This window comes from Tabrizicola sp. (assembly GCF_016793705.1).
Classification (GTDB): Bacteria; Pseudomonadota; Alphaproteobacteria; order Rhodobacterales; family Rhodobacteraceae; genus Tabrizicola.
The window spans coordinates 36,396-60,229 of the sequence record NZ_JAEULO010000068.1; the positions used below are offsets into that span (position 1 = coordinate 36,396).

Consider the following 23,834-nt stretch of genomic DNA (forward strand, 5'->3'; position numbering starts at 1 on the left):
AGGCCCGAACGGGCGAACTTTTGAGGCGAGAGCAAACATGATGATGAAGACCCCCCTTATTCTGGCTGCGACCGGAACGCTGTTCCTCACCGCCTGTGTCGATCCCAATGCCTATCCGAACGACCCGAACGCGCGCCAGCGCAATGGCGCAGTGATCGGCGGGCTGGTGGGTGCGGTGACGGGTGCCGCAGTGTCGGGCGACGGCGACGAGCTGAAGGGCGCCATCATCGGTGGCGCGCTGGGTGCGGGCACCGGCGCAATCATCGGTGCCGACCTTGACCGTCAGGCCGCCGAACTGCGCGGTTCGCTCAGCTCGAACATCTCGGTCACGAACACCGGCGAATACCTGATCGTGAACATGCCGCAGGATCTGCTTTTCGCGACCGACAGCGCCTCGGTCCGGCCCGATCTGCGCGCCGACCTGAACACCGTCGCCTCCAGCCTGCTGAAATATCCGAACAGCCGGATCGAGGTGATCGGCCATACCGACAACACCGGCTCCGCCGCCTACAACCAGGACCTGTCGCAGCGCCGCGCCGTGTCGGTGGCCAGCGTGCTCCGCGAAAGCGGCGTGCCGGGCGGCCGCATCGCGGCCTATGGCCGGGGCGAGGACCAACCGATCGCGTCGAACCTGACGGCGGAGGGCCGCGCCAAGAACCGCCGTGTCGAGATCATCATCCGCCCGATCAAGTAATCGCTTTCACATTCCGGAAGGGGCCAGCCGCGGCTGGCCCTTTTTCATTGTGATCCCCGCCAGATCGGTCATATTTCCAGACCAATAGCGGGGTTGTCATGCCGTTCCTGAAAGTCACGCCCGAAAAACTGTCGAACTCCGTCGTCCGTCAGATCGAGCAGCTGATCCTGCGCGGCGTCCTGCGTCCGGGCGAGAGGCTGCCCTCGGAGCGCGACCTCGCCGACAAGCTGGGCGTCTCGCGCCCCTCCTTGCGCGATGCCATCGCCGACCTTGCCGAGCGTGGCCTGCTGGTCAGCCGGGCGGGGTCCGGCATCTTCGTGGCCGAAGTGCTGGGCTCGGCCTTCTCCCCCGCGCTGACGCAGCTTTTCTCCACTCACGATGAGGCGGTCTTCGACTACATCAGCTTCCGGCGCGACATCGAGGGGCTAGCGGCGGAACGGGCGGCGAGCTTCGGGTCCGAAACCGACCTGAAGCTGATCGACACCATCTTCGGCAAGATGGAACTGGCGCACCAGAAGCGCGACCCCTCGGACGAGGCGCAGCTGGATGCGGAATTCCACATGGCGATCATCGAGGCGAGCCATAACGTCATCATGCTGCACATGCTGCGGTCGATGTTCGAGCTGCTGCGGCAGGGGGTGTTCTACAACCGGCAGGTCATGTTCAGGAACCGGATGACCCGCGACCAGCTTCTTGACCAGCACCGGGCGATCAACGCCACGATCCAAACGCGCGACCCGGCGGCGGCACGGGCGGCGGTGGGCGCGCATATGGCCTATGTGGAGCAGGCCTTCCACGACCAGATGCGCGCCGAAAAGCACGAATCCATTGCCCGGCAGCGGCTGGAGCAGGAGGCGAGCCGCTAGCCTTTCAGCGGAAGGTGCAGTTCGGTGATCAGGTCTTCGGGCGCGGTGTCCATCGGCGTGTTCAGATAGACCTCGAAGGAGGGAGCGTCGGCCGGTTCCTCTCCCGACTGAGGCAGCCAGAGGCCGAACAGCTCGTCATAGGCGGCGGGCAGGCCGGCATAGGGGCCCTTGTAGGTCAGCACCGCCTGCCGTCCTCCGGGCAGCGTGACCTCCTCCAGCGGTGCGGACAGGTCGGCCTGGCCCCTGATCTCGAACCCGGCATGGCTGCGCAAGTCCGGTTCGGCCACCGACTGCGGATCGTCGTAAAAGACGGCGATCATCCGGCCCGCGCTGCCGACCAAGTCGCGGCTGGCCATGACGGCAGACAGCTTCTCGAAGGCGCGCGCGATCTCGAAATAGGCGCCCTTGTGCGGCAGGGCGGCAAGGCGGGTCGGGGCTTCGGTGCGGATGGCGATGGGGTGCATGGGGTCTCTCCTCGGTGGGATGTTGCGGACGAAGGGGCGAAGCTCGCCCCGCTTGCGGAAGGCGGTGGGCGACATGAGGAACGCTTCCGCAAAGCAGCGCTTGAAGCTTGGCACGCTCTCCATCCCGACCGAGGCGGCGATGGCGGCCAGCGGCTGGTCGGTCATCGCCAGCAGGTAGGACGCCCGCTGCATCCTGATCCGGCGCACGGCCTGGGCCAACGTCTCGCCCGTCATCGCGCGGAACACCCGGTGCCAGTGGAACCGGCTCATCGCCGCCACATCGGACAGCGCGTCCAGCGACAGGTCCCCGGCGGGGTTGTCGTGGATGTGGTCAAGCACCCGCAAGAGCCGCTTTTCGTTCGCATTCGTCATGTGCCTTTCCCTTCGCCGGGCCACCCTTGCACGACCCCGCCACACAAATCTTGCCGAGTTGCATCACGCTCTGCCCACGGGCATATAAGGGCGGTCCCGTAAAGGAAGCGCCATGCAATACCTCGAATTCGAAAAACCCCTCGCCGACATAGAAGGCAAGGCGGAAGAGCTTCGCGCCATGGCGAAGACCGGCGGCGGCGTGGATATGTCCAAGGAGGCCGAGGCGCTGGACCGCAAGGCGGATGCGGCGCTGCGCGATCTCTACAAGAACCTGACGGCCTGGCAGAAATGCCAGGTGGCCCGCCACCCGGACCGGCCGCATTGCCAGGATTACATCGAGGCGCTTTTTACCGAATACACTGCTCTGGCGGGGGATCGCGCCTTTGCCGACGACCATGCGGTGATGGGGGGCCTCGCGCGGTTCAACGACCATCCGGTGATGGTGATCGGGCACGAGAAGGGCAACGACACCAAGTCCCGCATCCAGCGCAATTTCGGCATGGCGCGGCCCGAGGGGTACAGGAAGGCGATCCGGCTGATGGACATGGCCGACCGCTTCCGTCTGCCGGTGATCACCCTGATCGACACGGCAGGCGCCTATCCCGGCAAGGGCGCCGAGGAGCGCGGCCAGGCCGAGGCCATCGCCCGGTCGACCGAGAAATGCCTCGCCATCGGGGTGCCGCTGATCAGCGTCGTGATCGGCGAGGGCGGGTCGGGCGGGGCTGTCGCCTTCGCGACAGCGAACCGGGTCGCGATGCTGGAGCATTCGATCTATTCGGTGATCAGCCCCGAAGGCTGCGCCTCGATCCTGTGGAAGGACGCCGAGAAGATGCGCGAGGCGGCCGAGGCCCTGCGGCTGACGGCGCAGGACCTGCAGAAGCTGGGCGTGATCGACCGGATCGTGAAGGAACCCCTCGGTGGGGCGCAGCGGTCCCCTCGCGAGGCGGTCGAGGCGGTGGGCAAGGCGATCGAGGCGATGCTGGGCGAACTGTCGGGCAAGAAGCCCGAGGCGCTGGTCAGGGACCGGCGGCAGAAGTTCCTCGACATGGGATCGAAGGGGCTGGCGGCGTGAACCCTTGGGCGATCGTCGCCATCGCCGGGCTGATGGAAACCGGCTGGGCGCTGGGGTTGAAATATTCCGACGGGTTCACGAAGCTGATGCCTTCGGTGGTGACGGTCGTGCTGGCGCTGGGGTCGTTCTACCTGCTCGCGGTCGCGATGAAGTCCTTGCCCGTCGGCACCGCCTATGCGGTCTGGGTCGGGATCGGGGCCATCGGCACGGCGGTCGCGGCGGTGTTCCTGTTTCAGGAGCCGGTCAACCTGATGCGCGTCGCAGGCGTGCTCCTGATCCTCGCCGGGATCGTGGCGCTGAAATTCGCATGATGCGCTGGCTTGCCCTGGCCGTGACGCTGGCCGCTCCGGTCCAGGCGGGGACGCTGGAGGGGCGGCTCGTCACCTTCACGGTGGAAACCTGGGACGACCGCGAGGCCCCCCTGCTGGTCGCGCGGGGGCGGACGGTGGTGGTGGGCAAGGGCGTCGAGTTCGGGCTGGGGCCGGAGGGGTTCACCGGGGGTCTCGACGTGGTGCCGGTCGCGGTGGAGATCGGGCCGACGCGGATCGAGCTGAGCTATCCGCAGGGCATCGGGCGGTTCTACGAGGCGAAGTTCAACGGCTACGTCCTGAGGTTCGAGACTGACTGTGCGCTGTTCGAGAAGGTCGCCATCGACCCGGCGGGGACGACGATGCAGGGGGTCGAGGTCTGGGCGGAGACCGGGGCGCTTTATATCGACGTCGCGGGGCTGGGCTATGGGCCGGACTCGACGCTCGCGCTGGAGCTTCAGGTCGCCGACTGTCCGCTGAGCTGATCTGTCCACGGTGGACAAATCCTGGAAATCAAGCAAAAACAATTAGTTATCTGATTTCATTAGGGATTTGGAAACCTTCGCCCCGCCCTGACCGATCCCTCCTCGTTCGACTTCGTCTTCTCGTCCGTGGCGAGGAAGCAACGAAGTCTGCGACGAGCCTCCGCTTCACCACATCGTCTGCGCCGCCCGGCCCGGCCAGTCGGCGTCGTAGGCCTTGCCGTCGATCCGGCCCTCGGTGATCTCGCGCAGCATGTCGCCCACCGTGGGCAGGCCCGCCGACTGGTCTCCGCCGGTCCAGAGCGCCGAGCGGATCAGCGCGCGGGCGCATTGGGAATAGACCTCGGCGATGTCGATCACGATCACCGTGCGCGGTTCCTTGCCATCGCGGGCGAAGCGCGCGCGCAGGGCGGCATCGGCGGTCAGGCGCGCGGTGCCATTGACGCGCAGTGCATTCAGCGCGCCGGGGATCAGGAACATCAGGCTGACCCGCCCGTCGCGGAGGATGTTGCGCAGCGAGTCGATGCGGTTGTTGCCGAGCCAGTCGGGCAACGCCAGCGTCTGCGGATCGAGCACCGCGGCCACCGACCCCTCGTCGCCGCGCGGGCTGCCGTCGGTGCCTTCCGGGCCGACCGTCGACAGGACGCAGAAGCGGGACCTGTCCACCCAGGCGCGATAGGCCGGGGTGAGGCGGTTCGTGACCTTGACGGTCGCAGCCTCGCCCGGCTGGCCGTACTGCGCGTGAAGGTCTTCGAGCGTGGTGATCCAGTCCATGCGGTGCCCCCTTTGTCGGCCGCGGGGATATAAGGAACGTTTCGGGTCAGGCTTTCGGCTTCCTTGGCTTCTTCGGTTTCGGGGCCGGAAGGTCCGCGGCGATGGCGCGGAGGGCGGGGATCAGGCGGTCGGGCTCGTCCAGCAGGCTGTCGGCGGCAATCCAGTCCTTCGCGCCGGGGAAGGGCGCCTCGCGCGGGCAGTCGGGCAGGGCGGCCAGCCCGCCGGGCGTGGGCTTCAGCCAGAGCCGGTCGTCGCCGATGACCGCCACCACCTTGCCGTCGAGGTAGAGGACATATTCCCCCATCATCCGGCGGTGCGTCAGCGGCAGGGCCGACAGGCAGTCGAGCACAGGGGCAAGGCTTTCGGCGCGACTGCCCATCAGGCCTTGAACCCGGCCTCGGCCATCAGTCGGTTGGAGTGGTCTTCGACCTTGGATTCCAGACGAGTCATGAACTCGGCCACCGGCAGGCCGGGCGCGATGGGATCCAGGAATTCCACCACCGCAAGGCCGGGTTTGCGCAGGATGCCGCGCTTGGGCCAGAACAGCCCGACGTTGGCGGCAACGGGATGGCAGGGCTGGGCGAGCTGTTCGTAAAGCAGCCCGGTGCCCACCTTGTAGGCCTTTGTCGCGCCGGGGGCGACGCGCGTGCCTTGCGGATAGATGATCAGCTGTCCCGGTTCCGCGGCGCCCGCCGCCACGTCGGCCTTCATCCGGGCGATGGCCGCGCCGCGCTTGCCCCGGTCAACGGGGACGCAGCCGATCCGCAGCGCGTATTGGCCGAGGAAGGGGGCAAACATCAGCTCGCGCTTCATGATGAACTTGCCCGCCGGGACGGCGTTGAAGATCAGGATGATGTCGAGGAAGCTCTGGTGCTTGGCGGCGATCAGCGCCTCGCCAGCCGGGGGGGTGCCGCGAACCTCGGATTTCAGGCCGGTCAGGACGCGGAGCGAGAAGATCACCCAACGGCAGAAGGTCTTGCAGGCGACGCGCGCGCCGTGGCGGGACACGAGCGCCCAGGGGGCGAAGACCACGGCGATGACGGCCATCGCCAGATACATCTGGATGATGAACACCAGCGACAGAAACCAGCGGATCGGGGTCATGTCAGCTCTTTGAGTTTCTGGAAGGCGGCGCGGCGGGTGGCGAGGAAGGCCACGATAGCAGCGAGGGGGGGCAGGGCAAAGGGCCAGAGCCAGCCGGTGCCGGAAAACCCGAGGCCGGTCAGGAACCCCCCGGCGGCATCGGCGGCGGGTAGTGCGGCGACGCCGACCAGCCCGGCGGCGGCGCCCACGGCGGCCCCGGTCAGGGTGCGCAGCGTGAAGCGGCGGACGAAGGCGCGGGCGATGTAGCTGTCCTTGGCGCCGACAAGGCGCAGGACGCGGATCACCTCGGCATTGGTCGCCAGCGCGGCACGGGCGGCAAGGGTGATCATCGCGGCCATCGTCGCCCCGATCAGCGCGATGGAGAGGACGCCGAGCAGGCGGATGCGGGAGGCCGCTTCGGCCAAGGGGCGGCGCCAGCGGGTGTGGTCGTCGAGGACCGCGCCGGGGGCCTCGGCCGTCAGGCGCTGTTTCAGGCCTTCGGCATCATAGGGCGGGTCGGCCTCGACCACCTCGATCAGGCGGGGGATCGGCAGGGCCTCGATGGGCAGGCCGGGGCCGAACCAGGGTTCGAGAAGCTTCTTCGTCTCGGCATCGTCGATCAGCCGGTAGCTGGCGATGCCGGGGGTGGTGGCGAGCGTGGCGAGGATCGCGTCGGTCTGGATCTGCACCTGTTCCACCGGGGCCGACAGCCGGATGGTGGCGGTCTTCGCCAGTGCCTCGGACCAGCGGGTCGCCAGGCGGCCGGAGGCGAGGGAGAGGGCAAGCGCGAAGACGCAGAGGAAGGTCATCGCGCCGGCGGTGAAGGTGGTGAGCCAGGCGGTGGGGCCGGAGGGCGGGACGACTTCAAGCGCGCGGGTGGCGGGGCTGGCGGGTTTGGCCTTGGGGAACTTCACAGGTCAGCCCCCGCAAGCTGGACGCGGTGTTTGGCGATGCGCAGCACACGCGCCTGAATCTGCGCCTTGGCCTGGCGGATCAGGTTCAGGTCGTGGGTGGCAACGAGGATGGTCTTGCCCATCTTGTTCAGCTCGACCAGCAGGGTGAGGATGCGGAGCGACATCTCCCAGTCGACGTTGCCGGTGGGCTCGTCCGCGAGGATCACGTCGGGGTCGACGATGACGGCGCGGGCCAGGGCGGCGCGCTGGCGTTCGCCGCCCGACATCTGCGGCGGCAGCGCGTCGGCGAGGTGCTTCAGGCCGACCCAGGACAGAAGATCGTCCATGTCCTGCGCATCGCTCTCGCGGTCGGAGACGGTGAAGGGCAGCGCCATGTTGGCGGCCAGCGTCATGTGGTCGAGGAACTTGCAGTCCTGGTGCACGATGCCGATCCGGCGGCGGGTGCGGGCCACGTCATCGCGGGAAAGCTTCGTCACGTCGTTGTCGAAGAGGGTGACGCGGCCTGAGCTGGGAAGCAGCTCGGCATAGGCGAGCTTCAGGAAGGTCGACTTGCCCGCGCCCGAGGGGCCGGTCAGGAAGTGGAACGACCCCGGCGCCAGCTTGAGCGAGACATCCGACAGAAGCTCGCCCCCGCCATAGCTGTAGGCCACGTTTTCAAAGCTGATCACGCTCATTCCTCGCTGCCCCGGCCCGATGGTACGGTCGGCGCACTGCCGCCGCCACTGCGCTTTCCATCGCACAGGGTGAAACGATTGCACAAGGGCACGCGACAAACCCTTGGAACGACTGGAATTTGGGATTACAACTTGGCCGAGCAGCCGGAAAACAGGCGTTGAGGGACGAAAATGCGGTTGGTTTGCCCGAACTGTGAGGCGAAATACGAGGTCCCCGAGGACGCGATCCCGGAAACCGGGCGCGACGTGCAATGCGCGAATTGCGGCCATGCCTGGTATCAGATGCGCCCGCGCGCCGGGGGGGCGGAACCGGCGGTGCCGCCGGTCGTACCACCTGCGGCGGTTGAAGAGAGTGTGCCGGAGCCCGCGCCCGTGATCGAGCCGGAGCCCGTGATCGAGCCGGAGCCTGAGCCCGCTGCCGAGGTGGTGGCCGAGGTTGTTGCGGAAGTCCCGGTCGTGGCTGAGGACGTGGTGGCTGAGGTGGCAAGCGAACCATCGGTCGCGGCGGAGGAGGTTGCGCCGGAGACGGTCGAGGCGGCGGCGGAAGAAAGCGCGGCGGTGGTCGAAGCGGCTGTGGAAACGGTCGCCGAGGCGGAAGCCCCGGCCGTGGAGGCCGAAGTCGCGGCGGCGGTAAGCGAGACAGTCGAAGGGGCGGATGCCGAGGAGGTATCCGAGGACGGGCAGGCCGAAGTCGGGGCACCGGTCCTGGGCGCTGCGGCCGCGCCTGCGGCCTATGCGGTGGACGAATCCGTGCTTGCCATCCTGCGCGAGGAGGCCGAGCGCGAAGCCCGGGCCCGACGCGCGGAAGCGGCGAAACCGCTGGAAACCCAGACCGACCTTGGCATCGAGGCGGCTATTCCGGCCGCGGTGAAGGCGCCCATGCCTGCTGTCCCGGCTGCCGTCGATACGGAGAGCGAGGACAAGCTGGCCGCCCGGCGCACGCGGCTGCCGGATGTCGAGGAGATCAACTCGACCCTGCGCCCGGCAGAGGCGGCGGCAGAAGAGAGCGAGGGCGCCGATCCGCTGCCCGTCGTCGCCGAGCGGCGGAGCAGTTTCCGCAGCGGCTTCCTTCTGGTGCTGACGGTCGCGATCCTGGGCTCGGCGATCTATGGTGCGGCGGATTCGCTGGCGCAGGCCGTGCCCGCGCTGGCCGGGCCGCTGAAGGCCTATGTCGGCTTCGTCGACAGCCTGCGCCTGCATCTGGACGGGCTGATGCAGAGCGCGACCGTCGCGATCAACGGCGACTGACGGCCCAAATCGGCTTGCCCCTGACCGGGCGGGCCTTTATCCCTTGCGGCCAAGCCAATTCCCGCAAGGAGCCGCCATGACCAACCAGCGTTTCGACAAGTCGAAGCTTCCCAGCCGCCATGTCACCGAAGGCCCGGCGCGCGCCCCGCATCGCAGCTATTTCTACGCGATGGGGATCACCGAGGAAGAGATCCACCAGCCCTGGGTGGGCGTGGCGACCTGCTGGAACGAGGCGGCCCCCTGCAACATCGCGCTGAACCGTCAGGCGCAGATCGTGAAGCAGGGCGTGAAGAAGGGCGGCGGCACCCCGCGTGAGTTCACGACGATCACCGTGACCGACGGCATCGCGATGGGACATGAGGGGATGCGCTCGTCCCTGGCGTCGCGGGATGCCATCGCCGACACGGTGGAGCTGACGATGCGCGGGCATTGCTATGACGCCATCGTCGGGCTGGCGGGCTGCGACAAGTCGCTGCCGGGGATGATGATGGCGATGGTGCGGCTGAACGTGCCGTCAGTCTTCATCTATGGCGGGTCGATCCTGCCGGGTCGCTACAACGGCCAGGACCTGACTGTGCAGGATATGTTCGAGGCAGTGGGCAAGCACCAGGCCGGGAACCTGTCGGATGCGGAACTGGAGATCATGGAGCGTGTCGCCTGCCCGTCCTCTGGCGCCTGCGGTGCGCAGTATACGGCGAACACCATGGCCTGCGTGTCCGAGGCGATCGGGCTGGCGCTGCTGAATTCCTCCTCTGCCCCCGCACCCTATGAAAGCCGCGACCAGTATGGCGAGGCGTCGGGTGTGGCGGTGATGAACCTGATCGAGAAGAACATCCGTGCGCGGGATATCGTGACGCTGAAGGCGCTGGAGAACGCGGCGCGGGTTGTAGGCTGCACCGGCGGGTCGACCAATGCTGCCTTGCACCTGCCGGCGCTGGCGAACGAGGCGGGGATCGACTTTGACCTGTTCGACGTGGCCAAGATCATGAAGGATACGCCCTATTTCGTCGACCTGCGACCCGGCGGGAAATACGTCGCCAAGGACCTGCATGAGGTGGGCGGCGTGGCTGTCGTGATGAAGGAACTGGCGCGCGAGGGGCTTTTGCACCTCGACTGCATCACCGCGAGTGGCAAGACCCTGGGCGAAAGCCTGGACGAAATCCGCGGTGAGGCGGATGGCCGGGTGATCTACCACATCAACTCGCCCATCACCAAGACCGGCGGCGTCGTCAGCCTGAAGGGCAACCTCGCGCCCGACGGGGCCATCGTGAAGGTCGCCGGGATGACCGAGGCCGAGCAGGTGTTCTCCGGCCCCGCCCGCGTCTTCGAATGCGAGGAAGACGCGTTCGAGGCGGTGAAGAGCCGCGGCTACAAGGAAGGCGAGGTCATCGTCATCCGCAACGAGGGCCCGGCGGGAGGGCCCGGAATGCGCGAGATGCTGGCGACCACGGCGGCCCTCTCTGGTCAGGGCATGGGCAAGAAGGTGGCGCTGATCACCGATGGCCGCTTCTCTGGCGCGACGCGGGGCTTCTGCGTCGGCCACGTCGGGCCGGAGGCGGCGCATGGCGGGCCGATTGCTCTTCTCAAGAACGGCGACGTGATCAGCCTGAACGCGCTGACCGGCGAGCTGTCGGTGGCGCTGTCGGACGAGGAACTGGCCAGGCGCAAGGCCGAATGGAAAGGGCCGCGCAGGACTCAATACACCTCTGGCGCGGTGCACAAGTTCGCGAAACTGGTCGGCGGCGCGCGCTGGGGGGCGGTGACGCATCCGGGGGCGAAGGCGGAAAGCCACGTCTACATGGACCAGTAAGGCCGATGGCCAGCCGCATCGCCCGCGCCGTGCAGGGCTGGCATCAACGCCGGACCGAAGCGCGCTGGGCACGGCTGGCCGAGACGGCGCCGGAGCTGGAAAGCCATGAGCTGCGCGCCTTGCGGTCCGAGGCGCGGGGGATGCGGCGGCAGCTGGACCGGGTGATGCAGGCGGCGGATGCGCGACTGGCGGTGCCACCCTTGAGCGCGGGCCTGGCGCAGATGCCGCTGGGCACCGACTGGTCCTGGCGCCCCGACCTCTGGCGCGGGGCGCTGCCCGACCCCGGTGCTGTGGCCTCCACCGATCGCACGGCGCTGGGGGAAGGCGTGGCGCTTTATCACGACTGCCCGCTGGGCGAGGTGGTGGTACGGCAGGTCAGGAACGACCGTCCCGAGGATCGTGCGCCCTACGGGTTGGCCATCGACGTCTTCGGCTTCAAGGGCAGCTTCCTGTCGCTGGCGCTGAACCTGCCCGAGGCGGCGGTCGAGGGGCTGAAGGCGCGGCATCTGCTGCGGGCCGAGCTGGTCATAGACTGCGACCGCCCGGCGAAGGCCTTCACCCGGCTGAACATCAAGCATGGGCCCAACCTGGCGCAGCCTGTCAGCAGCCTGCCGGAGCAGGGCCGCGAGAAGCTGGCGGAGTTCGACCTGGCCTATGCCGGGCTGAACGACAGGCGGATCGAGCGCGCCTGGCTGGACCTGATCCTGAACGATGCGGGCATGAGCCGGATCGTGATCCGCGATCTGGTGGTCAGCCGCCGCCCGCGCGCCGAGCTTTGAGGGGAAGACGATGACCGCAGGGTTGAAGATCGAGCAGGGCCGGATCGCGGGCGGGGTCTGGGAAGCGGTTGCGACCGGCTCTGGCGCGGCCCCGGTGATCGAGGCGCTGCATGCGGGCCGGGCGGTCGAGGGCGTGGAGGTCCGGCCCGTGACCGGCAAGGCGGGGCGTTTTGCGGTGCGGGTGCCGATCCCGGACTGGGCGTTGAACGAAGGCGTGCAGACGATCCTGGTGCAGTCCGGCGGGGAGACGCTGGCGCAGGTCACTCTGGTCGCCGGACAGGTGCTGGACGAAGACATCCGCGCCGAGCTGAGCCTCTTGCGGGCCGAGCTGGACCTGTTGAAGCGGGCCTTTCAGCGGCACGCGCGGGAGGGGTGAACTCGGGCCTCGCCGTGCGACTTCGTCTTCTCCTCGGAGGGGCTTTCCCAGCGAGGAGCGGCGAAGCCGACGACGAGCCTCCCGTCAGAGCTGCGACAGAAGGTGTTCGCCCGCCGAAATCTCGCAGCCCGAGCCGGTTTCCGGGTTGAACCGCGTCACCATGCCGTCCTCGGCCAGAAGCGAATAGCGTTTCGACCGACCGAAGAAGCCCAGGTGCTGCACGTCGAAGCTCAGGCCGAGCGCCTTGGTGAAGCTTCCGTCGGCATCGCCCAGCATCGTGATTCCGGCGGCGGTGGCCCCGGTCGCCTCGCCCCAGGCCTTCATCACGAAGGGATCGTTGACCGAGACGCAGATGATCTCGTCCACGCCCTTGTCGGCGAAGGCCTTTGCGGTGCGCATGAAGCTTGGCACATGCGCGGTGGAGCAGGTGCCGGTATAGGCGCCTGGCAGGCCGAAGATCACCACCTTGCGGCCCTTCAGCCGGTCGGCCAGCGTCACCGCTTCGGCGCCGTTCTCGCCCATCTTCAGGAGGGTGGCTTCGGGCAGTCGGGAGCCGGTTGCGATCGTCATTGAGGGAATTCCTTCTTCATCGCGCGTTGCGCCTTGCTTTGAAAGGGTTATAGGGTCCCACGCGAAACATGCCAGAGGGGGATGCGGAATGCGGGTGGTGATCGTGGGTGCCGGGCAGGCAGGTGCGGCCCTGGCCGCGAAGCTGCGGACCCTCGGCCATGCGGGCGACATCGTGATACTGGGCGACGAACCGGCACCGCCCTACCAGCGCCCGCCGCTGTCGAAGGCTTATCTCCTGGGCGATATGGAGGAAGACCGGCTCTGGCTGCGCGCGCCAGAGTTCTGGGCGGAGCACGGCGTGGAGCTGCGGCTGGGGCAGGCGGTGACGGACCTCGATCCGGTGGCGAAGACCGTGACCGTGGGCGGCGAGGTGCTGGAGTACGACCATCTGGCGCTGACCACGGGATCGACCCCGCGGCGGTTGCCTGCGGCCATCGGTGGGTCGCTGGACGGCGTCTATACGGTGCGGACGCTGGCGGATGTCGATGCGATGCGGGCCGAGTTCCGGCCGGGTCGCCGGGTGATCATCGTCGGCGGCGGCTATATCGGGCTGGAGGCGGCGGCGGTGGCTGCGAAGCTGGGGCTGGACGTGACGGTGCTGGAAATGGCGCCGCGCATCCTGCAACGGGTGGCCTCGCCCGAGACCTCGGACTATGTCCGCGCGCTGCACCAGTCGCATGGGGTGAAGGTGCTGGAGTCCACGGGCCTTGACCGGCTGGTGGGCGACGACCGGGTGGAGGGCGTGGCGCTCAAGGACGGGCGGATGCTGCCGGCGGATTTCGTGATCGTGGGCGTGGGGATCACTCCGAACACCCACCTGGCCGAGGCGGCGGGGCTGGCCCTGGACAACGGCATCGCCACCGATGAGTTGGGCCGGACCTCGGACCCGGCGATCTGGTCGGCGGGGGACTGCGCGTCCTTCCCCTGGAAGGGCGGGCGCATCCGGCTGGAATCGGTCGGCAATGCCATCGACCAGGCCGAGGCGGTGGCGGCGAACATCATGGGGGCCGGGGAGCCCTATCGGGCGAAGCCCTGGTTCTGGTCGGACCAGTATGACCTGAAGCTCCAGATCGCCGGGCTGAACAGCGGCTACGACCGGATCGTGACGCGCAAGGGCGAGGGCGATGCGGCGAGCTTCTGGTACTACCGGGGGGCTGACCTGCTGGCGGTGGATGCGATGAACGACAGCCGCGCCTATATGGTGGGCAAGCGGCTGATCGAGATGGGCAAGAGCCCCGCTCCGGATGTGATCGAGACGGCGGCCGACCTGAAGGCACTGCTGAAGGGATGAGGATCATCGGCGGCGCGCGCCGGGGGCTGAAGCTGGCGGAGGTGGGCGAGGGCGACGTGGCGGCGCATCTGCGCCCCACCTCGGACCGGGTGCGCGAGGCGATCTTCAACCTGTTGATCAATGCCCATGGCAACCCGGTCGCGGGCGCGCGGGTGCTGGACCTTTTCGCCGGGACCGGGGCGCTGGGGCTGGAGGCGCTGAGCCGGGGGGCGGCGCAGGCGACCTTCGTCGAGGACGGCGCGAAGGCGCTGGCGCTGATCCGGGCGAACATCGCGAAGATGCGGGTCGAAGGCGAGACGCAGGTGCTCCGGCAGGATGCGACCCGGTTGGGGGGGAATCCGGGGGCAGGTTATGGGCTTGTTTTTCTTGATCCGCCATATGCGAAGGGGCTGGGGGAGATTGCGCTGGCGACAGCGCTGAAGGGTGGATGGCTTGCCCCGGAGGCGGTGGTGATCTGGGAGGAAAGCGCTGCCCTGGCTGTGCCGGAGGGGTTCAGTCAGGTCGACCAGCGCAGGTATGGCGATACCGTCGTGACCCTGCTGAGGGCCCCGAAATGACCCCCCCGGACGCCGTGCTGTTCGACTGCGACGGGGTGGTGGTGGACAGTGAAGGGCCAACATTTGCCCTGTTCCTGCAAGATCTGGCGGCGCACGGCCTGCCGATGTCTCTGGAGCGGTTCGAGGCGGAGTTCCTGGGCGGCACGGTCGAGATGGTGGCGGCGCGGGCGCGGGCGGCGGGGGCGCGGCTGCCGGGGGACTGGGTCGCGGATTTCTATCGGCGGATGTATGCGATGCTGGCCGAAGGCGTGCCGCTGATCGAGGGGGTGACGGGGGCGCTGGACCGGCTGGACCGGGCGGGGATTCCCTATGCCATGGGGTCGAACGGGTCGCTGGAGAAGATGGAGATCACCCTGGGCCAGCATGGGCTGCCGGGCCGGTTCAAGGCGGTTCTGTCCGGGCAGGAGATGGGCGCACCGAAGCCTGCGCCGGATGTCTATCTCGCGGCGGCGCGGGCCTGCGGGGCGCGGCCCGAGGCCTGCGTGGTGATCGAGGACAGCGCCTCGGGAGCGAGGGCGGGGCTGGCGGCGGGAATGCGGGTCATGGGCTTCGCGGCGCATGGGCCGGACACCGTGACTGCCCGGCAACTGAAGGCCCTGGGGGTGCCGCTGTTCCACAGGATGGCGGATTTGCCGGAGCTGCTGGGGCTGTAGCGGAAGCCTCCTCGTGCGACTTTATCTTCTCGTCGGGAGTGACCCCCGCGAGGAATGACGAAGTCATCGACGAGCAAGGCCGTTACAGCCTGCGCCGGGCCCGAAGTGCCGCACCGATGGTGCCGTCGTCGAGATAGTCCAGCTCGCCGCCGATGGGGACGCCCTGGGCCAGCGTAGTGATCTGAGCCTGCGACCCGGAGAGCGCGTCGGCGATGTAATGCGCGGTGGTCTGGCCGTCGACGGTGGCGTTCAGGGCCAGGATGACCTCTCGGGTGGCTTCCTCGCCCACGCGGGCCACGAGGCGGGGAATGCCCAGTTCCTCGGGACCGATGGCGTCGAGCGCGGAGAGGGTGCCGCCCAGAACATGATACCGGCCGCGGAAGACCTGGCCGCGCTCCATGGCCCAGAGGTCGGCCACGTCTTCCACCACGCAGATCTCGCCGGTGGCGCGAGCAGGGTCGGCGCAGATGCCGCAGACCTCGGCGGTGGAGATGTTGCCGCAGATGCGGCAGTCCTTGGCCGCCAGCGCCACTTCGGCCAGCGCCTGCGCCAGCGGGGCCATCAGTTGCGCGCGTTTCTTCAGCAGCACCAGCACCGCCCGGCGGGCCGAGCGCGGTCCGAGGCCGGGCAACCGGGCCATCAGTTCGATCAGCGCCTCGATGCCGGTCTCGTCGGCGGCACGCGGGGGCATGTCAGCCGGGCAGGCTCATGCCGGGGGGCAGGCCCATTTCCTCGGCGATGCGGGCCATTTCGGCCTGGGCGCGGTCATTGCCGCGAATTTGCCCATCGCGGATCGCGGCGAGGATCAGGTCCTCGACCACTTCCTTCTGCGCGGGGTCGAGCAGGCTGGGGTCGATGTCGAGCCCGGTGACACCCCCCTTGGCCGTCACCCGCGCCTTGACGACGCCGCCACCGGCCTCGCCCAACACGACGATGCGGCCAAGTTCTTCCTGGAGGGCGGCAAGCTTGCCCTGCATTTCCTGCGCGGTCTTCATCATCTTGGCCATATCGCCAAGGGCACCCAGGCCTTTCAGCATGTCGTTCTCCCTCTGTTTCGGATCAGATACGGCTTGCATGCGCCGGGCGCAAGCTTACGGCACGGCGCGGAACAGCATTCGGCGGGGTTCGAACCCGTTGGCGCGGAAGAAGGCATGGGCGTCGCGGTTCGCTTCCCAGGTGTCGAGGAGAATTTCATCGGCCTGAAGGTCGCGGGCAAGCTGGCGGGCGGCGGCGAGGAGGGCGCGGCCCTGGCCCCGGCGGCGGGCTTCGGGGGCGACGGCGATGTGGTCGATCATCAGGCGGCGGTAGCCGGGGGAGAAGACCGAGGTCTCGCGGGTCTGGAGGGTGCAGAGCGCATAGCCGGTGGCGGGGTCGCCGGTGAGGAAGGCGGTGCAGGCCGGGTCCGACAGGCGGTCCCTGAAGTGGTCTGTCAGCGCCGTCAGGTCGGGGTCCGGGAAGAAGGCTTCGGGGTAGTGCGCGGCGTGCCAGCCCTGCACATGGGCGTTGAGCCGCGCAAGAGTGGCGGCATCCGTCGGCGTGGCCCGGCGCGGGATCATTCCTCGAACGGGTCCCAGTCGTCGTCGGCCTCGGGCTCGGCCTGGGGCAGCGCGGCTTCGGCAGCCTCGGCGGTGATGGCCTCGGGTGAGCGGACGTCGCTGATCCTGGCGCCGGGGAAGGCAGTGAGGATGGCCTGGACGAGCGGGTTCTCGGCGGCCTCGGCGCGAACTTCGGAAAGGGTGTTGTCGCGGGTCTCGGCGATGGTGGGCGCCCCGCCAGAGGCAACGACCGAGACCCCCCAGCGCGCGCCAGTCCAGCCTTGCAGGCGCTGGCCAAGGCGGGCGGCGAGGTCTGCCTTTGCGCCGGGGGCGGGCTCGAATTCGATCCGGCCGGGGGCGTAGCGGGCGAGGCGGAGGCCGGTTTCCACCTCGTTCAAAAGGAGCATGTCGCGTTTGGCGCGGATCAGCTCGATGACGGAGGCGAAGCTGGCATAGACCTGAAGCTGGCCCTCGGCGAGGGCCGGGGCGGTGGCGGTCATGGTAGGGCCACGGGTGGGGGCAGAATGGACGGGGGCGAGGCGGGGGGCGTGGACGGTGCCGCCACCGGCGGGCGCACCTCCGGCGATGCCGCCTCCGTCGGGCGGGCGGGGGTTGTCCTGGAGTTTCTTCACCAGCGTTTCCGGGTCCGGCAGGTCGGCGACATGGGTCAGGCGGATCACCGCCATCTCGGCGGCCATCATCGCGTTGGGGGCCAGCGCCACCTCCTCGATGGCTTTCAGCAGCATCTGCCACATCCGGGTCAGCGCCCGCATCGGCAGGCGGCTGGCCATGTCCTGCCCGCGGGTCTGTTCGTCCGGCGGGGTGGTCGGGTCCTCGGCGGCGGCGGGGTTGATCTTGATGACCGAAATCCAGTGCGTGATCTCGGCCAGGTCGCGCAGGACGGCCATCGGGTCGGCGCCATCGGCATACTGGGCGCTGAGTTCCGAAAGCGCGGTCGCCGCGTCGCCCTGCATGATCAGGTTGAAGAGGTCGAGCGTGCGGCCCCGGTCGGCGAGGCCCAGCATGGCGCGGACCTGATCGCCGGTCGTCTCGCCCGCACCATGGGCGATGGCCTGGTCCATCAGGCTCATCGCGTCGCGGACCGAGCCTTCGGCGGCGCGGGTGATCAGGGCGAAAGCGTCGGGAGCGAGCTTGGCGCCTTCCAGGTCGGCCACTTTCGCGAGGTGGGCCATCATGACTTCCGGCTCGATCCGTTTCAGGTCGAAGCGCTGGCAGCGGGACAGGACGGTGACGGGAACCTTGCGGATTTCGGTGGTGGCGAAGATGAACTTCACATGCGCCGGGGGTTCCTCCAGCGTCTTCAGGAGCGCGTTGAATGCGGCGGTCGACAGCATGTGGACTTCGTCGATGATGTAGACCTTGAAGCGTGCGGAGGCCGCCCGGTAGTGGACCGAGTCGATGATCTCGCGGATGTCGCCGACCCCGGTGCGCGAGGCTGCGTCCATCTCCAGCACGTCGACGTGGCGGCCTTCGGCGATGGCGCGGCAGGGTTCGCATTGGCCGCAGGGTTCGGTCGTCGGCCCGCCGGTGCCGTCGGGCCCGACGCAGTTCAGCCCCTTGGCGATGATCCGGGCGGTGGTGGTCTTGCCCACCCCGCGGACGCCGGTCATCACGAAGGCATGGGCGATCCGGTCGGCGGCAAAGGCGTTCTTCAGGGTGCGGACCATTGCCTCTTGCCCGATCAGGTCGGCAAAGGTCTGCGGGCGGTACTTGCGGGCAAGGACCTGGTAGGCTTTCTCGTCGGACATGGAACCCTCGTGACTCGGGGGCCAGAGTAGGGTGCGGGGGGCGGAAGGTCCACCGGGAAGGGTGTGGGACGGTGATGGTGGAATTGGCGGTCGGCGGGGGAATGCTGGGGATCGGGCCGATGCCGGGGCGGGGCGGGGCCTATGCCCGCGATCTGGCGGAGGTGCTGGACTGGGGGCCGGGGTTGGTGCTGACGATGACGACGGCGGAGGAACTGGAGGCGAAGGGGGCCGAGGGGTTGCCGGGTGACCTGGCGGCGGCCGGGGTGGAGTGGCTGCATTTGCCGATTGCCGACTATGGCGCGCCATCCGGGGAGACGCTGTTGGCATGGCCGGGGGCGGCGGCGCAGGTGCGCGGGGTGCTGGCCGCGGGCGGCAAGGTCTGGGTGCATTGCATGGGCGGTTGCGGGCGGTCGGGGACGGTGGCCTTGCGGCTGATGGTCGAGGCGGGAGAGGAGCCTCGGGCCGCGTTGGAGCGGTTGCGGCAGGTGCGGCCCTGCGCGGTGGAGACGCCGGAGCAGTTCGCGTGGGCGGCGGGCGGATGGTAAAGGCCTTGCCGCAGATCAGTTCGCGGCTTCCTTGACTTCGGGGAGACTACATCGGCAAATTTTGCCCCGAATGTGGGGTGGGAAAGAAGCGATGCGTGTTATCCAGCCGGCGGGGCAGAGGGGGAGTCTGAAGTGGATACAGCAGGCGGTGCAGCGGTGCCCCGACCTACTTCAGCCACCGAAGCTGCCCCCGATCCGGTGGCTGTCACCGCGCCGCGACGATGACTTTGCGGAGTATCGGGATAGCGCTTTTCTGGAACGTCTTGGTCTGCCGCATCTGTCCGAGGCGCTGAAGGGCTTCTGGCCGAAACGGGGGCCGCAGTGGGACGCGCTTGGCCTGACCGAGCGAGGGCCGGTGCTGGTGGAAGCGAAGGCGCATGTGCCGGAAATCTTCTCGCCGGGAACCAAGGCCAGCTGGGTCTCAAGGAGGATGATCGAAGCTGCCTTTCGAGCAGTGCAGGAAGATTTGGGTGTCAGGCCGTCAACGAACTGGGCGGAAGTCTACTTCCAGTATGCCAACCGGCTGGCGTTTCTGTGGTGGCTGCGAAAGCACGGCGTCGAGGCCGACCTACTGTTCGTGAGCTTTCTGAACGATGACGATATCGGCGGGCCAAGCAGCGCCGAGGCTTGGCATGCAGCATTCGCGGGGGCGGACTATGCGCTTGGCCTGCCTGCGCGGCACAGGCTTGCGGCGAATGTCCACCATGTCACGCCGGACGTGCGGCAGATACTGGACGCAGGGCCGGGATCCGGGATCGAGCCGGATGGTTACGACGGCAGCGGTCCGTAAAGCCGGGCGGGCAGGCCGCGCAGGACGTCGGATTTGCGGCGGGTGCGGGCGAGGGTCCAGCTGCCCTGGAAGCCGATGATGAAGGTCTCGGCGGCTTCATGCGCGGCTTCGGCGGTGATGCCGAGCGCCTGACCATGGCTGGCGGCAGCGGTGATGATGCGGTCGAAGGAGCGTTCGGCCTGGGCGCGGAAGCGGTCCTGGTCGGGGCCTTCGAAGAGAAGGCCGAAGATCGGGCAGGCGTCGGCGCTGTCCAGGATGTCGAACAGCTTGGCCATCTTGTAGCAGAAGGTGGTGACCCCCTGTCGCCAGTCCGGCGCGGCGCGGAAGCTGTCGTCGATCACCCGGATGATCTCGGAGGCGGTCCAGTCGGCGGCGGCACAGGCGAGGTCGGCCTTGCCGTCGGGAAAGTGATGGTAGAGCGAGCCCTTCGGCACCCCCGCCTCGGACAGGATCTCTGCCAGGCCGGTGCCGTCATAGCCCCGCTGCCGGAAAAGGCGCGTGGCTGCGGTCACGAGGCGGTCGCGGGTGGTGGGTTCGTCGGTCATGGCGGTCAACATAGGCGCTGGAGCCCTGCCGGAAAAGACTAGACCGATTGGTCTAATCATGTTACTGGACCAATCGGTCTAATGGACGGAGCACGCGATGCTGGATGCAACGATCCCGGTGGGCGTCAGCGGTGAGGACCTGGACATCCGCAGCGACGGCGCGGTCTTGCGCGGGCGGTTGGTGCGGCCGATGGGCACCCAGCGCGCGGCGCTGGTTCTGCATGGGGCGACCGGGGCACCCGCCCGCTACTATCGGGGCTTCGCCGAATGGGCGGCGCGGGAGCGGGACCTGGCGGTGCTGACCTATGACTACCGGGATTTCGGGGCCTCGCTTCGGGGACCGATGCGGGCCTCGCGGGCGACGCTGGCCGACTGGGGGCGGCTTGACCAGGGCGCTGCGCTGGCGGCGCTGGCCCGGATCTATCCTGACACGCCGCTCTGGGTGCTGGGGCATTCGGTGGGGGGCCTGTGGATGGGCTGGCATCCGGCAATGGGCCGGGTCAGCCGCGCGATCACCATCGGGGCCGGGCTGACCCATGTGTCCGACCATCCCTGGCGCTATCAGTGGAAGGCGCGGGTCTTCTGGTCGCCGCCGGTCCGGGCTCTGGCGCGAGTCGCGGGCTATCTGCCCGGTGGGCTCGTGGGCCTTGGCGCCGACCTGCCGCGCGGGGTCTATGAGGACTGGCGGCGCTGGTGCACCACGCGGGGCTGGCACCTGTCGGACGTCGGCAGGACCCTGCCCCTGCCTGACCCGGCGCGGGTGACGGCGCGGCTGCGGATGATCGCGGTGGCCGACGACGATCTCGTCCCGCCGGACGCCGTCTGGCGCGCGCGGGCGCTGTACCCGGAAGCGATGAAGGAGCAGAAGGTCCTGCGGCCCGGCGATTTCGGGCTGGAGCGGATCGGGCATATCCCTCCCTTCACCAGACGCAACGCGGTCTTGTGGCCGGCGATCCTCGACTAGCCCTGCCTGCGTCGCGCAGAGGTTGCAATGCAGCGAAAGCTGCATTGCAACACAATTGACAAGAATTGCTGCGGCATGCTGGAGTGACGGGATCGCGCCCGCCGGACAGGACACATGGCAAGTTACCAGCCGCCCGAAACCTACGAAGACCTGATCAAGCTGATCCATGACCGGTATGACGATATGTCGAAGTCGTACCAGAAGATCGCCCTTTACCTGACACAGAACCCGAACGACGTGGCGGTGCTGTCGGTCAATGCCATCGGGGCGAGATGCGGGATTCACGCGTCAAGCTTCGTGCGTTATGCACAATCTCTGGGCTACAGGGGGTTCAAGGAGCTTCAGGCGGTGTTCCAGCGCCGGTTGTCGACAGCTGCTCCCGGGTTCGATGCCAGGGTGCGCGCGCTTGAGGCCGAACTGGGCGGCACGCGCGAGGGCGACCTCGGCTTCCTCTCCGATCTCGTCGCGCGGGACGTGGCCTCGTTGCAGGAGCTTCTGGCCAGCATCGATGCCGCGGGTCTGGCCAGGGCAGCCGAACTTCTGGAAGCCGCCGACACGGTCTATCTGCTGGGGCAGTTGCGCTCGGCGCCGGTGGTCGATCTCTTGCGCTACGTCCTGACCATGCTGGGAAAGCGGACGGTGCTTCTGGATGCCAGCGGCGGGCTTGCCACCCACATGGCCAAGGTGGCGCGACCGACCGACCTTCTTTTCGTGGTGTCATTCCGCTTCTATGCGACCGAGGTGGTGAATGTCGCCGAGGAGACGGCGGCTCGGGGTGTGCCGATCCTGGCGATCACCGACAGCACGCTCTCGCCATACGCCAAGCTGGCGCAGGTTCTGTTCGCCGTGCCGGAACACGAATACACCTTCTCCCGCAGCCTCGCCGCGCCGATGTGCCTGGCGCAGGCCCTGTGCGTGGCCCTGGCGGCGCGATTGCAGACCGACGCCACAGCCCCGCGGATTCCGGTGGTGACCGGGCCCTAAAGCCGCATCGGCCCCTCCGGAACCGGCATCCCGCCCGCCACCGCGCCCCAGACCGACTGGTCGAAGTTGACGATAGCCCCGGTCATCAGCCCGGCGTCGTCGGAGACGAGGAAATTCACCGCCCGGGCCGCTTCATTCGGGTCGACAAGGCGACCGAAAGGCAGGGCAGCGGCGGCCTTGGCTTCCCAGTCGGGATCGCCGCCTTCCGCCTGGATCTCGCGCTCGTGGTCCGAGGCCATCCAGCCGACGTTCAGCTGGTTCACCCGGATGCGGTTGGCCATGACTGAAAAGGCGGTGTTCGCGGTCAGGACCGTCAGCGCGCCTTTCGACCCGCAATAGGCGTTGATGAAGGGCTGGCCCGCCAGCGCGGAAATCGAGCCTATGTTGCAGATTGCGCCCTCGATGCCTTTCGCGATCATCAGTTTGATGGCCTCCTGCATCAGGAAATAGGGGCCGCGGACGTTGGTGGCGAAGAGCGCGTCGAAGGTGTCGGGCGAGGTGTCCAGGATCGTGCCGCGCGCGGTGGAGGCCCCGGCGTTCACCAGCACGTCAAGGCGGCCGAACAGGCGGTCGGTTTCGGCCACGACTATGCGGCAGTCCTCGACCTTCGAGAAATCGGCCTGCAGGAAATGCGCCCAGATGCCATGCGCCTCGGCGATCTCGCGGGCGACATGCGCGCCGCGCTCGGCGTTGCGGCCGGTGATGACCACGCCCTTCGCGCCCGCCGCCGCCAGCCTGCGGGCGATGGCCGCGCCCAGACCTTGAGTCGCCCCGGTGACGACGCAGACCTTGCCGTCCATGCGGTTCATTGCGCCACCTCATACCCGGCGGCGGCCATCACGCGCAGGAGTTCCTTGTGACCCTTCTTCGCCATCTCCAGCGGAGGAGATACTTTCGGGTCCTGCTCCGCCTCGACCACGAACCAGCCTTCATAGCCCTTCGCGGCCAGCGCCTTGACGATGGATTCGAAATCCAGCGATCCGTCGCCCGGCACGGTGAAAGCACCTTTCACCACCGCGTCGAGGAAGCTTTCCTTCGTGCGGTCCAGCCCGTTGATCACTGGCATCCGGACGTCCTTGGTATGGACATGGGTGATGCGTCTCCAGTGGTTGTCGATGACCCGCAGGTTGTCGCCACCGGCAAAGGCCATGTGGCCCGCGTCGAAGAGCAGTGGCACGGTGGAATGCTTCATCAAGAGGTCCAGTTCCGCCTCGGTCTCGATGGCGGCGGCCATGTGGTGATGGTAGCTGAGCGGCATGCCGTTCGCAGCGCACCAGTCGGCGAAGTCGCTGATCTTGCGGCCATAGGCGGCGATCTCGGCCTCGGTCAGCTTGGGCTTGGTCGCCAGGGGAGCGGACTTCACGCCCTGCACCGACCGCGCGGTTTCGCCATAGACGATGCAGGGGGCGCCCGCCGCCTTGAAGAAAGCGTGCTGCTGCGCGATCCGCTCTTTCTCCACCTCGATGTCGCCGTCGAGAAGCAGGCCCGAGAACCAGCCGCCGCAGACCGAGATGCCGTATTTCGCCAGGATCGGGCCAAGCTCGGCCATGTCCATCGGGAAGCGGCGGCCGGTTTCCATCCCGGTGAAGCCCGCGACCGCGGCCTGGCGCAGGCATTCCTCCAGGCTCACGTCGTCGCTGAGTTCCGCCAGGTCATCGTTCCACCAGGCGATCGGGGCAATTCCGAGTTTCGCTTTCATCTCATTCGACCCTGTT

Annotated in this window: 30 protein-coding genes; 16 read left to right on the top strand and 14 right to left on the bottom strand. The window is 68.1% G+C overall.

Annotation, left to right across the window (positions count from 1 at the left end):
- Positions 1 to 37 precede the first annotated feature (37 nt).
- Both JNJ68_RS17635 and JNJ68_RS17640 read left to right on the top strand, forming a co-directional pair.
- Positions 38 to 694, top strand: a complete 657-nt coding sequence (locus JNJ68_RS17635; protein ID WP_294984514.1) for an OmpA family protein — start codon at positions 38 to 40, stop codon at positions 692 to 694.
- A 98-nt stretch (positions 695 to 792) separates the two neighbouring features.
- Positions 793 to 1,560: an FCD domain-containing protein gene (locus JNJ68_RS17640; RefSeq protein ID WP_294984517.1), complete on the top strand. Its 768-nt coding sequence runs from the start codon at positions 793 to 795 to the stop codon at positions 1,558 to 1,560.
- Here the strand turns inward: JNJ68_RS17640 and JNJ68_RS17645 are convergent.
- Positions 1,557 to 2,396 (bottom strand): AraC family transcriptional regulator, encoded by an 840-nt coding sequence (locus tag JNJ68_RS17645; protein WP_294984520.1) that lies wholly within the window; start codon positions 2,394 to 2,396, stop codon positions 1,557 to 1,559. The genes JNJ68_RS17640 and JNJ68_RS17645 overlap by 4 nt on opposite strands.
- Before the next feature lie 112 nt (positions 2,397 to 2,508).
- Between JNJ68_RS17645 and JNJ68_RS17650 the strand changes: the two genes are divergently transcribed.
- Genes JNJ68_RS17650 through JNJ68_RS17660 form a run of 3 tightly spaced genes read left to right on the top strand, consistent with a single transcriptional unit; the run spans position 2,509 to position 4,261 of the window.
- Positions 2,509 to 3,468 carry an acetyl-CoA carboxylase carboxyltransferase subunit alpha gene (locus tag JNJ68_RS17650; RefSeq protein ID WP_294984522.1) on the top strand — a complete coding sequence of 320 codons (960 nt, stop codon included), beginning with the start codon at positions 2,509 to 2,511 and terminating at the stop codon, positions 3,466 to 3,468.
- Entirely contained in the window at positions 3,465 to 3,779 is a 315-nt protein-coding gene (locus JNJ68_RS17655) for a multidrug efflux SMR transporter (RefSeq protein WP_294984525.1), read from the top strand. Before JNJ68_RS17650 ends, JNJ68_RS17655 begins: the two co-directional genes overlap by 4 nt.
- Entirely contained in the window at positions 3,776 to 4,261 is a 486-nt protein-coding gene (locus tag JNJ68_RS17660; RefSeq protein ID WP_294984528.1) for a hypothetical protein, read from the top strand. The genes JNJ68_RS17655 and JNJ68_RS17660 overlap by 4 nt, the downstream gene beginning before the upstream one ends.
- Before the next feature lie 165 nt (positions 4,262 to 4,426).
- On the opposite strand, the gene JNJ68_RS17665 is transcribed toward JNJ68_RS17660, so the two are convergent.
- Genes JNJ68_RS17665 through JNJ68_RS17685 form a run of 5 tightly spaced genes read right to left on the bottom strand, consistent with a single transcriptional unit; the run spans position 4,427 to position 7,697 of the window.
- Positions 4,427 to 5,032, bottom strand: coding sequence for a pyridoxamine 5'-phosphate oxidase family protein (locus JNJ68_RS17665; RefSeq protein ID WP_294984530.1), 606 nt, complete (start codon positions 5,030 to 5,032; stop codon positions 4,427 to 4,429).
- Between the two features lie 46 nt (positions 5,033 to 5,078).
- Positions 5,079 to 5,411 carry a TfoX/Sxy family protein gene (locus JNJ68_RS17670; RefSeq protein WP_294984532.1) on the bottom strand — a complete coding sequence of 111 codons (333 nt, stop codon included), beginning with the start codon at positions 5,409 to 5,411 and terminating at the stop codon, positions 5,079 to 5,081.
- Positions 5,411 to 6,136 carry a 1-acyl-sn-glycerol-3-phosphate acyltransferase gene (locus JNJ68_RS17675; protein ID WP_294984534.1) on the bottom strand — a complete coding sequence of 242 codons (726 nt, stop codon included), beginning with the start codon at positions 6,134 to 6,136 and terminating at the stop codon, positions 5,411 to 5,413. Before JNJ68_RS17675 ends, JNJ68_RS17670 begins: the two co-directional genes overlap by 1 nt.
- Positions 6,133 to 7,029, bottom strand: a complete 897-nt coding sequence (locus JNJ68_RS17680) for a cell division protein FtsX (protein ID WP_294984538.1) — start codon at positions 7,027 to 7,029, stop codon at positions 6,133 to 6,135. Before JNJ68_RS17680 ends, JNJ68_RS17675 begins: the two co-directional genes overlap by 4 nt.
- Positions 7,026 to 7,697, bottom strand: coding sequence for an ATP-binding cassette domain-containing protein (locus JNJ68_RS17685; RefSeq protein WP_294985187.1), 672 nt, complete (start codon positions 7,695 to 7,697; stop codon positions 7,026 to 7,028). The genes JNJ68_RS17680 and JNJ68_RS17685 overlap by 4 nt, the downstream gene beginning before the upstream one ends.
- 177 nt (positions 7,698 to 7,874) lie before the next feature.
- Here JNJ68_RS17685 and JNJ68_RS17690 point away from each other — a divergent pair, with 177 nt between their 5' ends.
- From JNJ68_RS17690 to JNJ68_RS17705, 4 genes are all read left to right on the top strand, one after another.
- Positions 7,875 to 8,951 (top strand): zinc-ribbon domain-containing protein, encoded by a 1,077-nt coding sequence (locus JNJ68_RS17690; protein WP_294984539.1) that lies wholly within the window; start codon positions 7,875 to 7,877, stop codon positions 8,949 to 8,951.
- Positions 8,952 to 9,027: 76 nt separating this feature from the next.
- Positions 9,028 to 10,761, top strand: a complete 1,734-nt coding sequence (gene ilvD / locus JNJ68_RS17695; RefSeq protein ID WP_294984541.1) for a dihydroxy-acid dehydratase — start codon at positions 9,028 to 9,030, stop codon at positions 10,759 to 10,761.
- A gap of 5 nt (positions 10,762 to 10,766) precedes the next feature.
- Positions 10,767 to 11,540 (top strand): DUF6478 family protein, encoded by a 774-nt coding sequence (locus JNJ68_RS17700; RefSeq protein ID WP_294984543.1) that lies wholly within the window; start codon positions 10,767 to 10,769, stop codon positions 11,538 to 11,540.
- Between the two features lie 10 nt (positions 11,541 to 11,550).
- A complete protein-coding gene (locus JNJ68_RS17705) occupies positions 11,551 to 11,916 on the top strand; it encodes a hypothetical protein (protein ID WP_294984546.1) in 366 nt (121 codons plus the stop codon).
- Positions 11,917 to 12,000: 84 nt separating this feature from the next.
- Here the strand turns inward: JNJ68_RS17705 and JNJ68_RS17710 are convergent, their stop codons facing one another.
- Entirely contained in the window at positions 12,001 to 12,486 is a 486-nt protein-coding gene (locus JNJ68_RS17710) for a peroxiredoxin (RefSeq protein ID WP_294984548.1), read from the bottom strand.
- Positions 12,487 to 12,574: 88 nt separating this feature from the next.
- On the opposite strand from JNJ68_RS17710, the gene JNJ68_RS17715 reads away from it, so the two are divergent.
- From JNJ68_RS17715 to JNJ68_RS17725, 3 genes are read left to right on the top strand one after another with little or no spacing between them, the layout of a single operon-like run.
- Positions 12,575 to 13,777, top strand: coding sequence for an FAD-dependent oxidoreductase (locus JNJ68_RS17715; protein WP_294984550.1), 1,203 nt, complete (start codon positions 12,575 to 12,577; stop codon positions 13,775 to 13,777).
- Positions 13,774 to 14,334, top strand: a complete 561-nt coding sequence (gene rsmD, locus JNJ68_RS17720) for a 16S rRNA (guanine(966)-N(2))-methyltransferase RsmD (RefSeq protein ID WP_294984551.1) — start codon at positions 13,774 to 13,776, stop codon at positions 14,332 to 14,334. The genes JNJ68_RS17715 and rsmD overlap by 4 nt, the downstream gene beginning before the upstream one ends.
- Complete coding sequence (locus tag JNJ68_RS17725) at positions 14,331 to 14,987, top strand: HAD family phosphatase (protein WP_294984553.1); 657 nt, start codon at positions 14,331 to 14,333, stop codon at positions 14,985 to 14,987. The genes rsmD and JNJ68_RS17725 overlap by 4 nt, the downstream gene beginning before the upstream one ends.
- Before the next feature lie 82 nt (positions 14,988 to 15,069).
- Here the strand turns inward: JNJ68_RS17725 and recR are convergent, their stop codons facing one another.
- From recR to JNJ68_RS17745, 4 genes are read right to left on the bottom strand one after another with little or no spacing between them, the layout of a single operon-like run.
- Positions 15,070 to 15,678, bottom strand: a complete 609-nt coding sequence (recR, locus tag JNJ68_RS17730; RefSeq protein WP_294984555.1) for a recombination mediator RecR — start codon at positions 15,676 to 15,678, stop codon at positions 15,070 to 15,072.
- A gap of 1 nt (position 15,679) precedes the next feature.
- The gene (locus tag JNJ68_RS17735) at positions 15,680 to 16,024 is read right to left on the bottom strand and encodes a YbaB/EbfC family nucleoid-associated protein (RefSeq protein ID WP_294984557.1); all 345 of its coding nucleotides are present in this window, start codon (positions 16,022 to 16,024) and stop codon (positions 15,680 to 15,682) included.
- A gap of 54 nt (positions 16,025 to 16,078) precedes the next feature.
- A complete protein-coding gene (locus JNJ68_RS17740) occupies positions 16,079 to 16,543 on the bottom strand; it encodes a GNAT family N-acetyltransferase (RefSeq protein ID WP_294984559.1) in 465 nt (154 codons plus the stop codon).
- Positions 16,540 to 18,291 carry a DNA polymerase III subunit gamma/tau gene (locus tag JNJ68_RS17745; protein ID WP_294984561.1) on the bottom strand — a complete coding sequence of 584 codons (1,752 nt, stop codon included), beginning with the start codon at positions 18,289 to 18,291 and terminating at the stop codon, positions 16,540 to 16,542. The genes JNJ68_RS17740 and JNJ68_RS17745 overlap by 4 nt, the downstream gene beginning before the upstream one ends.
- A 74-nt stretch (positions 18,292 to 18,365) precedes the next feature.
- On the opposite strand from JNJ68_RS17745, the gene JNJ68_RS17750 reads away from it, so the two are divergent.
- Positions 18,366 to 18,836, top strand: coding sequence for a protein-tyrosine phosphatase family protein (locus tag JNJ68_RS17750; protein WP_294984564.1), 471 nt, complete (start codon positions 18,366 to 18,368; stop codon positions 18,834 to 18,836).
- Positions 18,837 to 18,927: 91 nt separating this feature from the next.
- Positions 18,928 to 19,626 (top strand): hypothetical protein, encoded by a 699-nt coding sequence (locus tag JNJ68_RS17755; RefSeq protein WP_294984566.1) that lies wholly within the window; start codon positions 18,928 to 18,930, stop codon positions 19,624 to 19,626.
- Here the strand turns inward: JNJ68_RS17755 and JNJ68_RS17760 are convergent.
- The gene (locus JNJ68_RS17760; protein WP_294984568.1) at positions 19,605 to 20,171 is read right to left on the bottom strand and encodes a TetR/AcrR family transcriptional regulator; all 567 of its coding nucleotides are present in this window, start codon (positions 20,169 to 20,171) and stop codon (positions 19,605 to 19,607) included. The genes JNJ68_RS17755 and JNJ68_RS17760 overlap by 22 nt on opposite strands.
- 97 nt (positions 20,172 to 20,268) lie before the next feature.
- On the opposite strand from JNJ68_RS17760, the gene JNJ68_RS17765 reads away from it, so the two are divergent.
- Positions 20,269 to 21,135: a hypothetical protein gene (locus tag JNJ68_RS17765; protein WP_294984571.1), complete on the top strand. Its 867-nt coding sequence runs from the start codon at positions 20,269 to 20,271 to the stop codon at positions 21,133 to 21,135.
- 114 nt (positions 21,136 to 21,249) lie between these two features.
- Positions 21,250 to 22,119, top strand: coding sequence for a MurR/RpiR family transcriptional regulator (locus tag JNJ68_RS17770; protein WP_294984573.1), 870 nt, complete (start codon positions 21,250 to 21,252; stop codon positions 22,117 to 22,119).
- On the opposite strand, the gene JNJ68_RS17775 is transcribed toward JNJ68_RS17770, so the two are convergent.
- Positions 22,116 to 22,928 (bottom strand): SDR family oxidoreductase, encoded by an 813-nt coding sequence (locus tag JNJ68_RS17775; RefSeq protein ID WP_294984575.1) that lies wholly within the window; start codon positions 22,926 to 22,928, stop codon positions 22,116 to 22,118. The genes JNJ68_RS17770 and JNJ68_RS17775 overlap by 4 nt on opposite strands.
- Complete coding sequence (gene iolE / locus JNJ68_RS17780; RefSeq protein WP_294984578.1) at positions 22,925 to 23,818, bottom strand: myo-inosose-2 dehydratase; 894 nt, start codon at positions 23,816 to 23,818, stop codon at positions 22,925 to 22,927. The genes JNJ68_RS17775 and iolE overlap by 4 nt, the downstream gene beginning before the upstream one ends.
- Positions 23,819 to 23,834 lie beyond the last annotated feature (16 nt).

Bases quoted from the DNA above. Each gene is read 5' to 3' on its own strand.
- JNJ68_RS17740 (WP_294984559.1), bottom strand. From the start codon at position 16,543: ATGATCCCGCGCCGGGCCACGCCGACGGATGCCGCCACTCTTGCGCGG.
- JNJ68_RS17715 (WP_294984550.1), top strand. From the start codon at position 12,575: ATGCGGGTGGTGATCGTGGGTGCCGGGCAGGCAGGTGCGGCCCTGGCC.
- JNJ68_RS17770 (WP_294984573.1), top strand. From the start codon at position 21,250: ATGGCAAGTTACCAGCCGCCCGAAACCTACGAAGACCTGATCAAGCTG.
- JNJ68_RS17640 (WP_294984517.1), top strand. From the start codon at position 793: ATGCCGTTCCTGAAAGTCACGCCCGAAAAACTGTCGAACTCCGTCGTC.
- JNJ68_RS17765 (WP_294984571.1), top strand. From the start codon at position 20,269: ATGCTGGATGCAACGATCCCGGTGGGCGTCAGCGGTGAGGACCTGGAC.
- JNJ68_RS17705 (WP_294984546.1), top strand. From the start codon at position 11,551: ATGACCGCAGGGTTGAAGATCGAGCAGGGCCGGATCGCGGGCGGGGTC.
- JNJ68_RS17645 (WP_294984520.1), bottom strand. From the start codon at position 2,396: ATGACGAATGCGAACGAAAAGCGGCTCTTGCGGGTGCTTGACCACATC.
- JNJ68_RS17735 (WP_294984557.1), bottom strand. From the start codon at position 16,024: ATGCTGAAAGGCCTGGGTGCCCTTGGCGATATGGCCAAGATGATGAAG.
- JNJ68_RS17700 (WP_294984543.1), top strand. From the start codon at position 10,767: ATGGCCAGCCGCATCGCCCGCGCCGTGCAGGGCTGGCATCAACGCCGG.
- JNJ68_RS17660 (WP_294984528.1), top strand. From the start codon at position 3,776: ATGATGCGCTGGCTTGCCCTGGCCGTGACGCTGGCCGCTCCGGTCCAG.
- JNJ68_RS17670 (WP_294984532.1), bottom strand. From the start codon at position 5,411: ATGGGCAGTCGCGCCGAAAGCCTTGCCCCTGTGCTCGACTGCCTGTCG.
- rsmD (WP_294984551.1), top strand. From the start codon at position 13,774: ATGAGGATCATCGGCGGCGCGCGCCGGGGGCTGAAGCTGGCGGAGGTG.
- JNJ68_RS17710 (WP_294984548.1), bottom strand. From the start codon at position 12,486: ATGACGATCGCAACCGGCTCCCGACTGCCCGAAGCCACCCTCCTGAAG.
- JNJ68_RS17755 (WP_294984566.1), top strand. From the start codon at position 18,928: ATGCGTGTTATCCAGCCGGCGGGGCAGAGGGGGAGTCTGAAGTGGATA.
- JNJ68_RS17675 (WP_294984534.1), bottom strand. From the start codon at position 6,136: ATGACCCCGATCCGCTGGTTTCTGTCGCTGGTGTTCATCATCCAGATG.
- ilvD (WP_294984541.1), top strand. From the start codon at position 9,028: ATGACCAACCAGCGTTTCGACAAGTCGAAGCTTCCCAGCCGCCATGTC.
- JNJ68_RS17690 (WP_294984539.1), top strand. From the start codon at position 7,875: ATGCGGTTGGTTTGCCCGAACTGTGAGGCGAAATACGAGGTCCCCGAG.
- JNJ68_RS17650 (WP_294984522.1), top strand. From the start codon at position 2,509: ATGCAATACCTCGAATTCGAAAAACCCCTCGCCGACATAGAAGGCAAG.
- JNJ68_RS17750 (WP_294984564.1), top strand. From the start codon at position 18,366: ATGGTGGAATTGGCGGTCGGCGGGGGAATGCTGGGGATCGGGCCGATG.
- JNJ68_RS17745 (WP_294984561.1), bottom strand. From the start codon at position 18,291: ATGTCCGACGAGAAAGCCTACCAGGTCCTTGCCCGCAAGTACCGCCCG.
- iolE (WP_294984578.1), bottom strand. From the start codon at position 23,818: ATGAAAGCGAAACTCGGAATTGCCCCGATCGCCTGGTGGAACGATGAC.
- JNJ68_RS17760 (WP_294984568.1), bottom strand. From the start codon at position 20,171: ATGACCGACGAACCCACCACCCGCGACCGCCTCGTGACCGCAGCCACG.
- JNJ68_RS17725 (WP_294984553.1), top strand. From the start codon at position 14,331: ATGACCCCCCCGGACGCCGTGCTGTTCGACTGCGACGGGGTGGTGGTG.
- JNJ68_RS17665 (WP_294984530.1), bottom strand. From the start codon at position 5,032: ATGGACTGGATCACCACGCTCGAAGACCTTCACGCGCAGTACGGCCAG.
- recR (WP_294984555.1), bottom strand. From the start codon at position 15,678: ATGCCCCCGCGTGCCGCCGACGAGACCGGCATCGAGGCGCTGATCGAA.
- JNJ68_RS17635 (WP_294984514.1), top strand. From the start codon at position 38: ATGATGATGAAGACCCCCCTTATTCTGGCTGCGACCGGAACGCTGTTC.
- JNJ68_RS17775 (WP_294984575.1), bottom strand. From the start codon at position 22,928: ATGAACCGCATGGACGGCAAGGTCTGCGTCGTCACCGGGGCGACTCAA.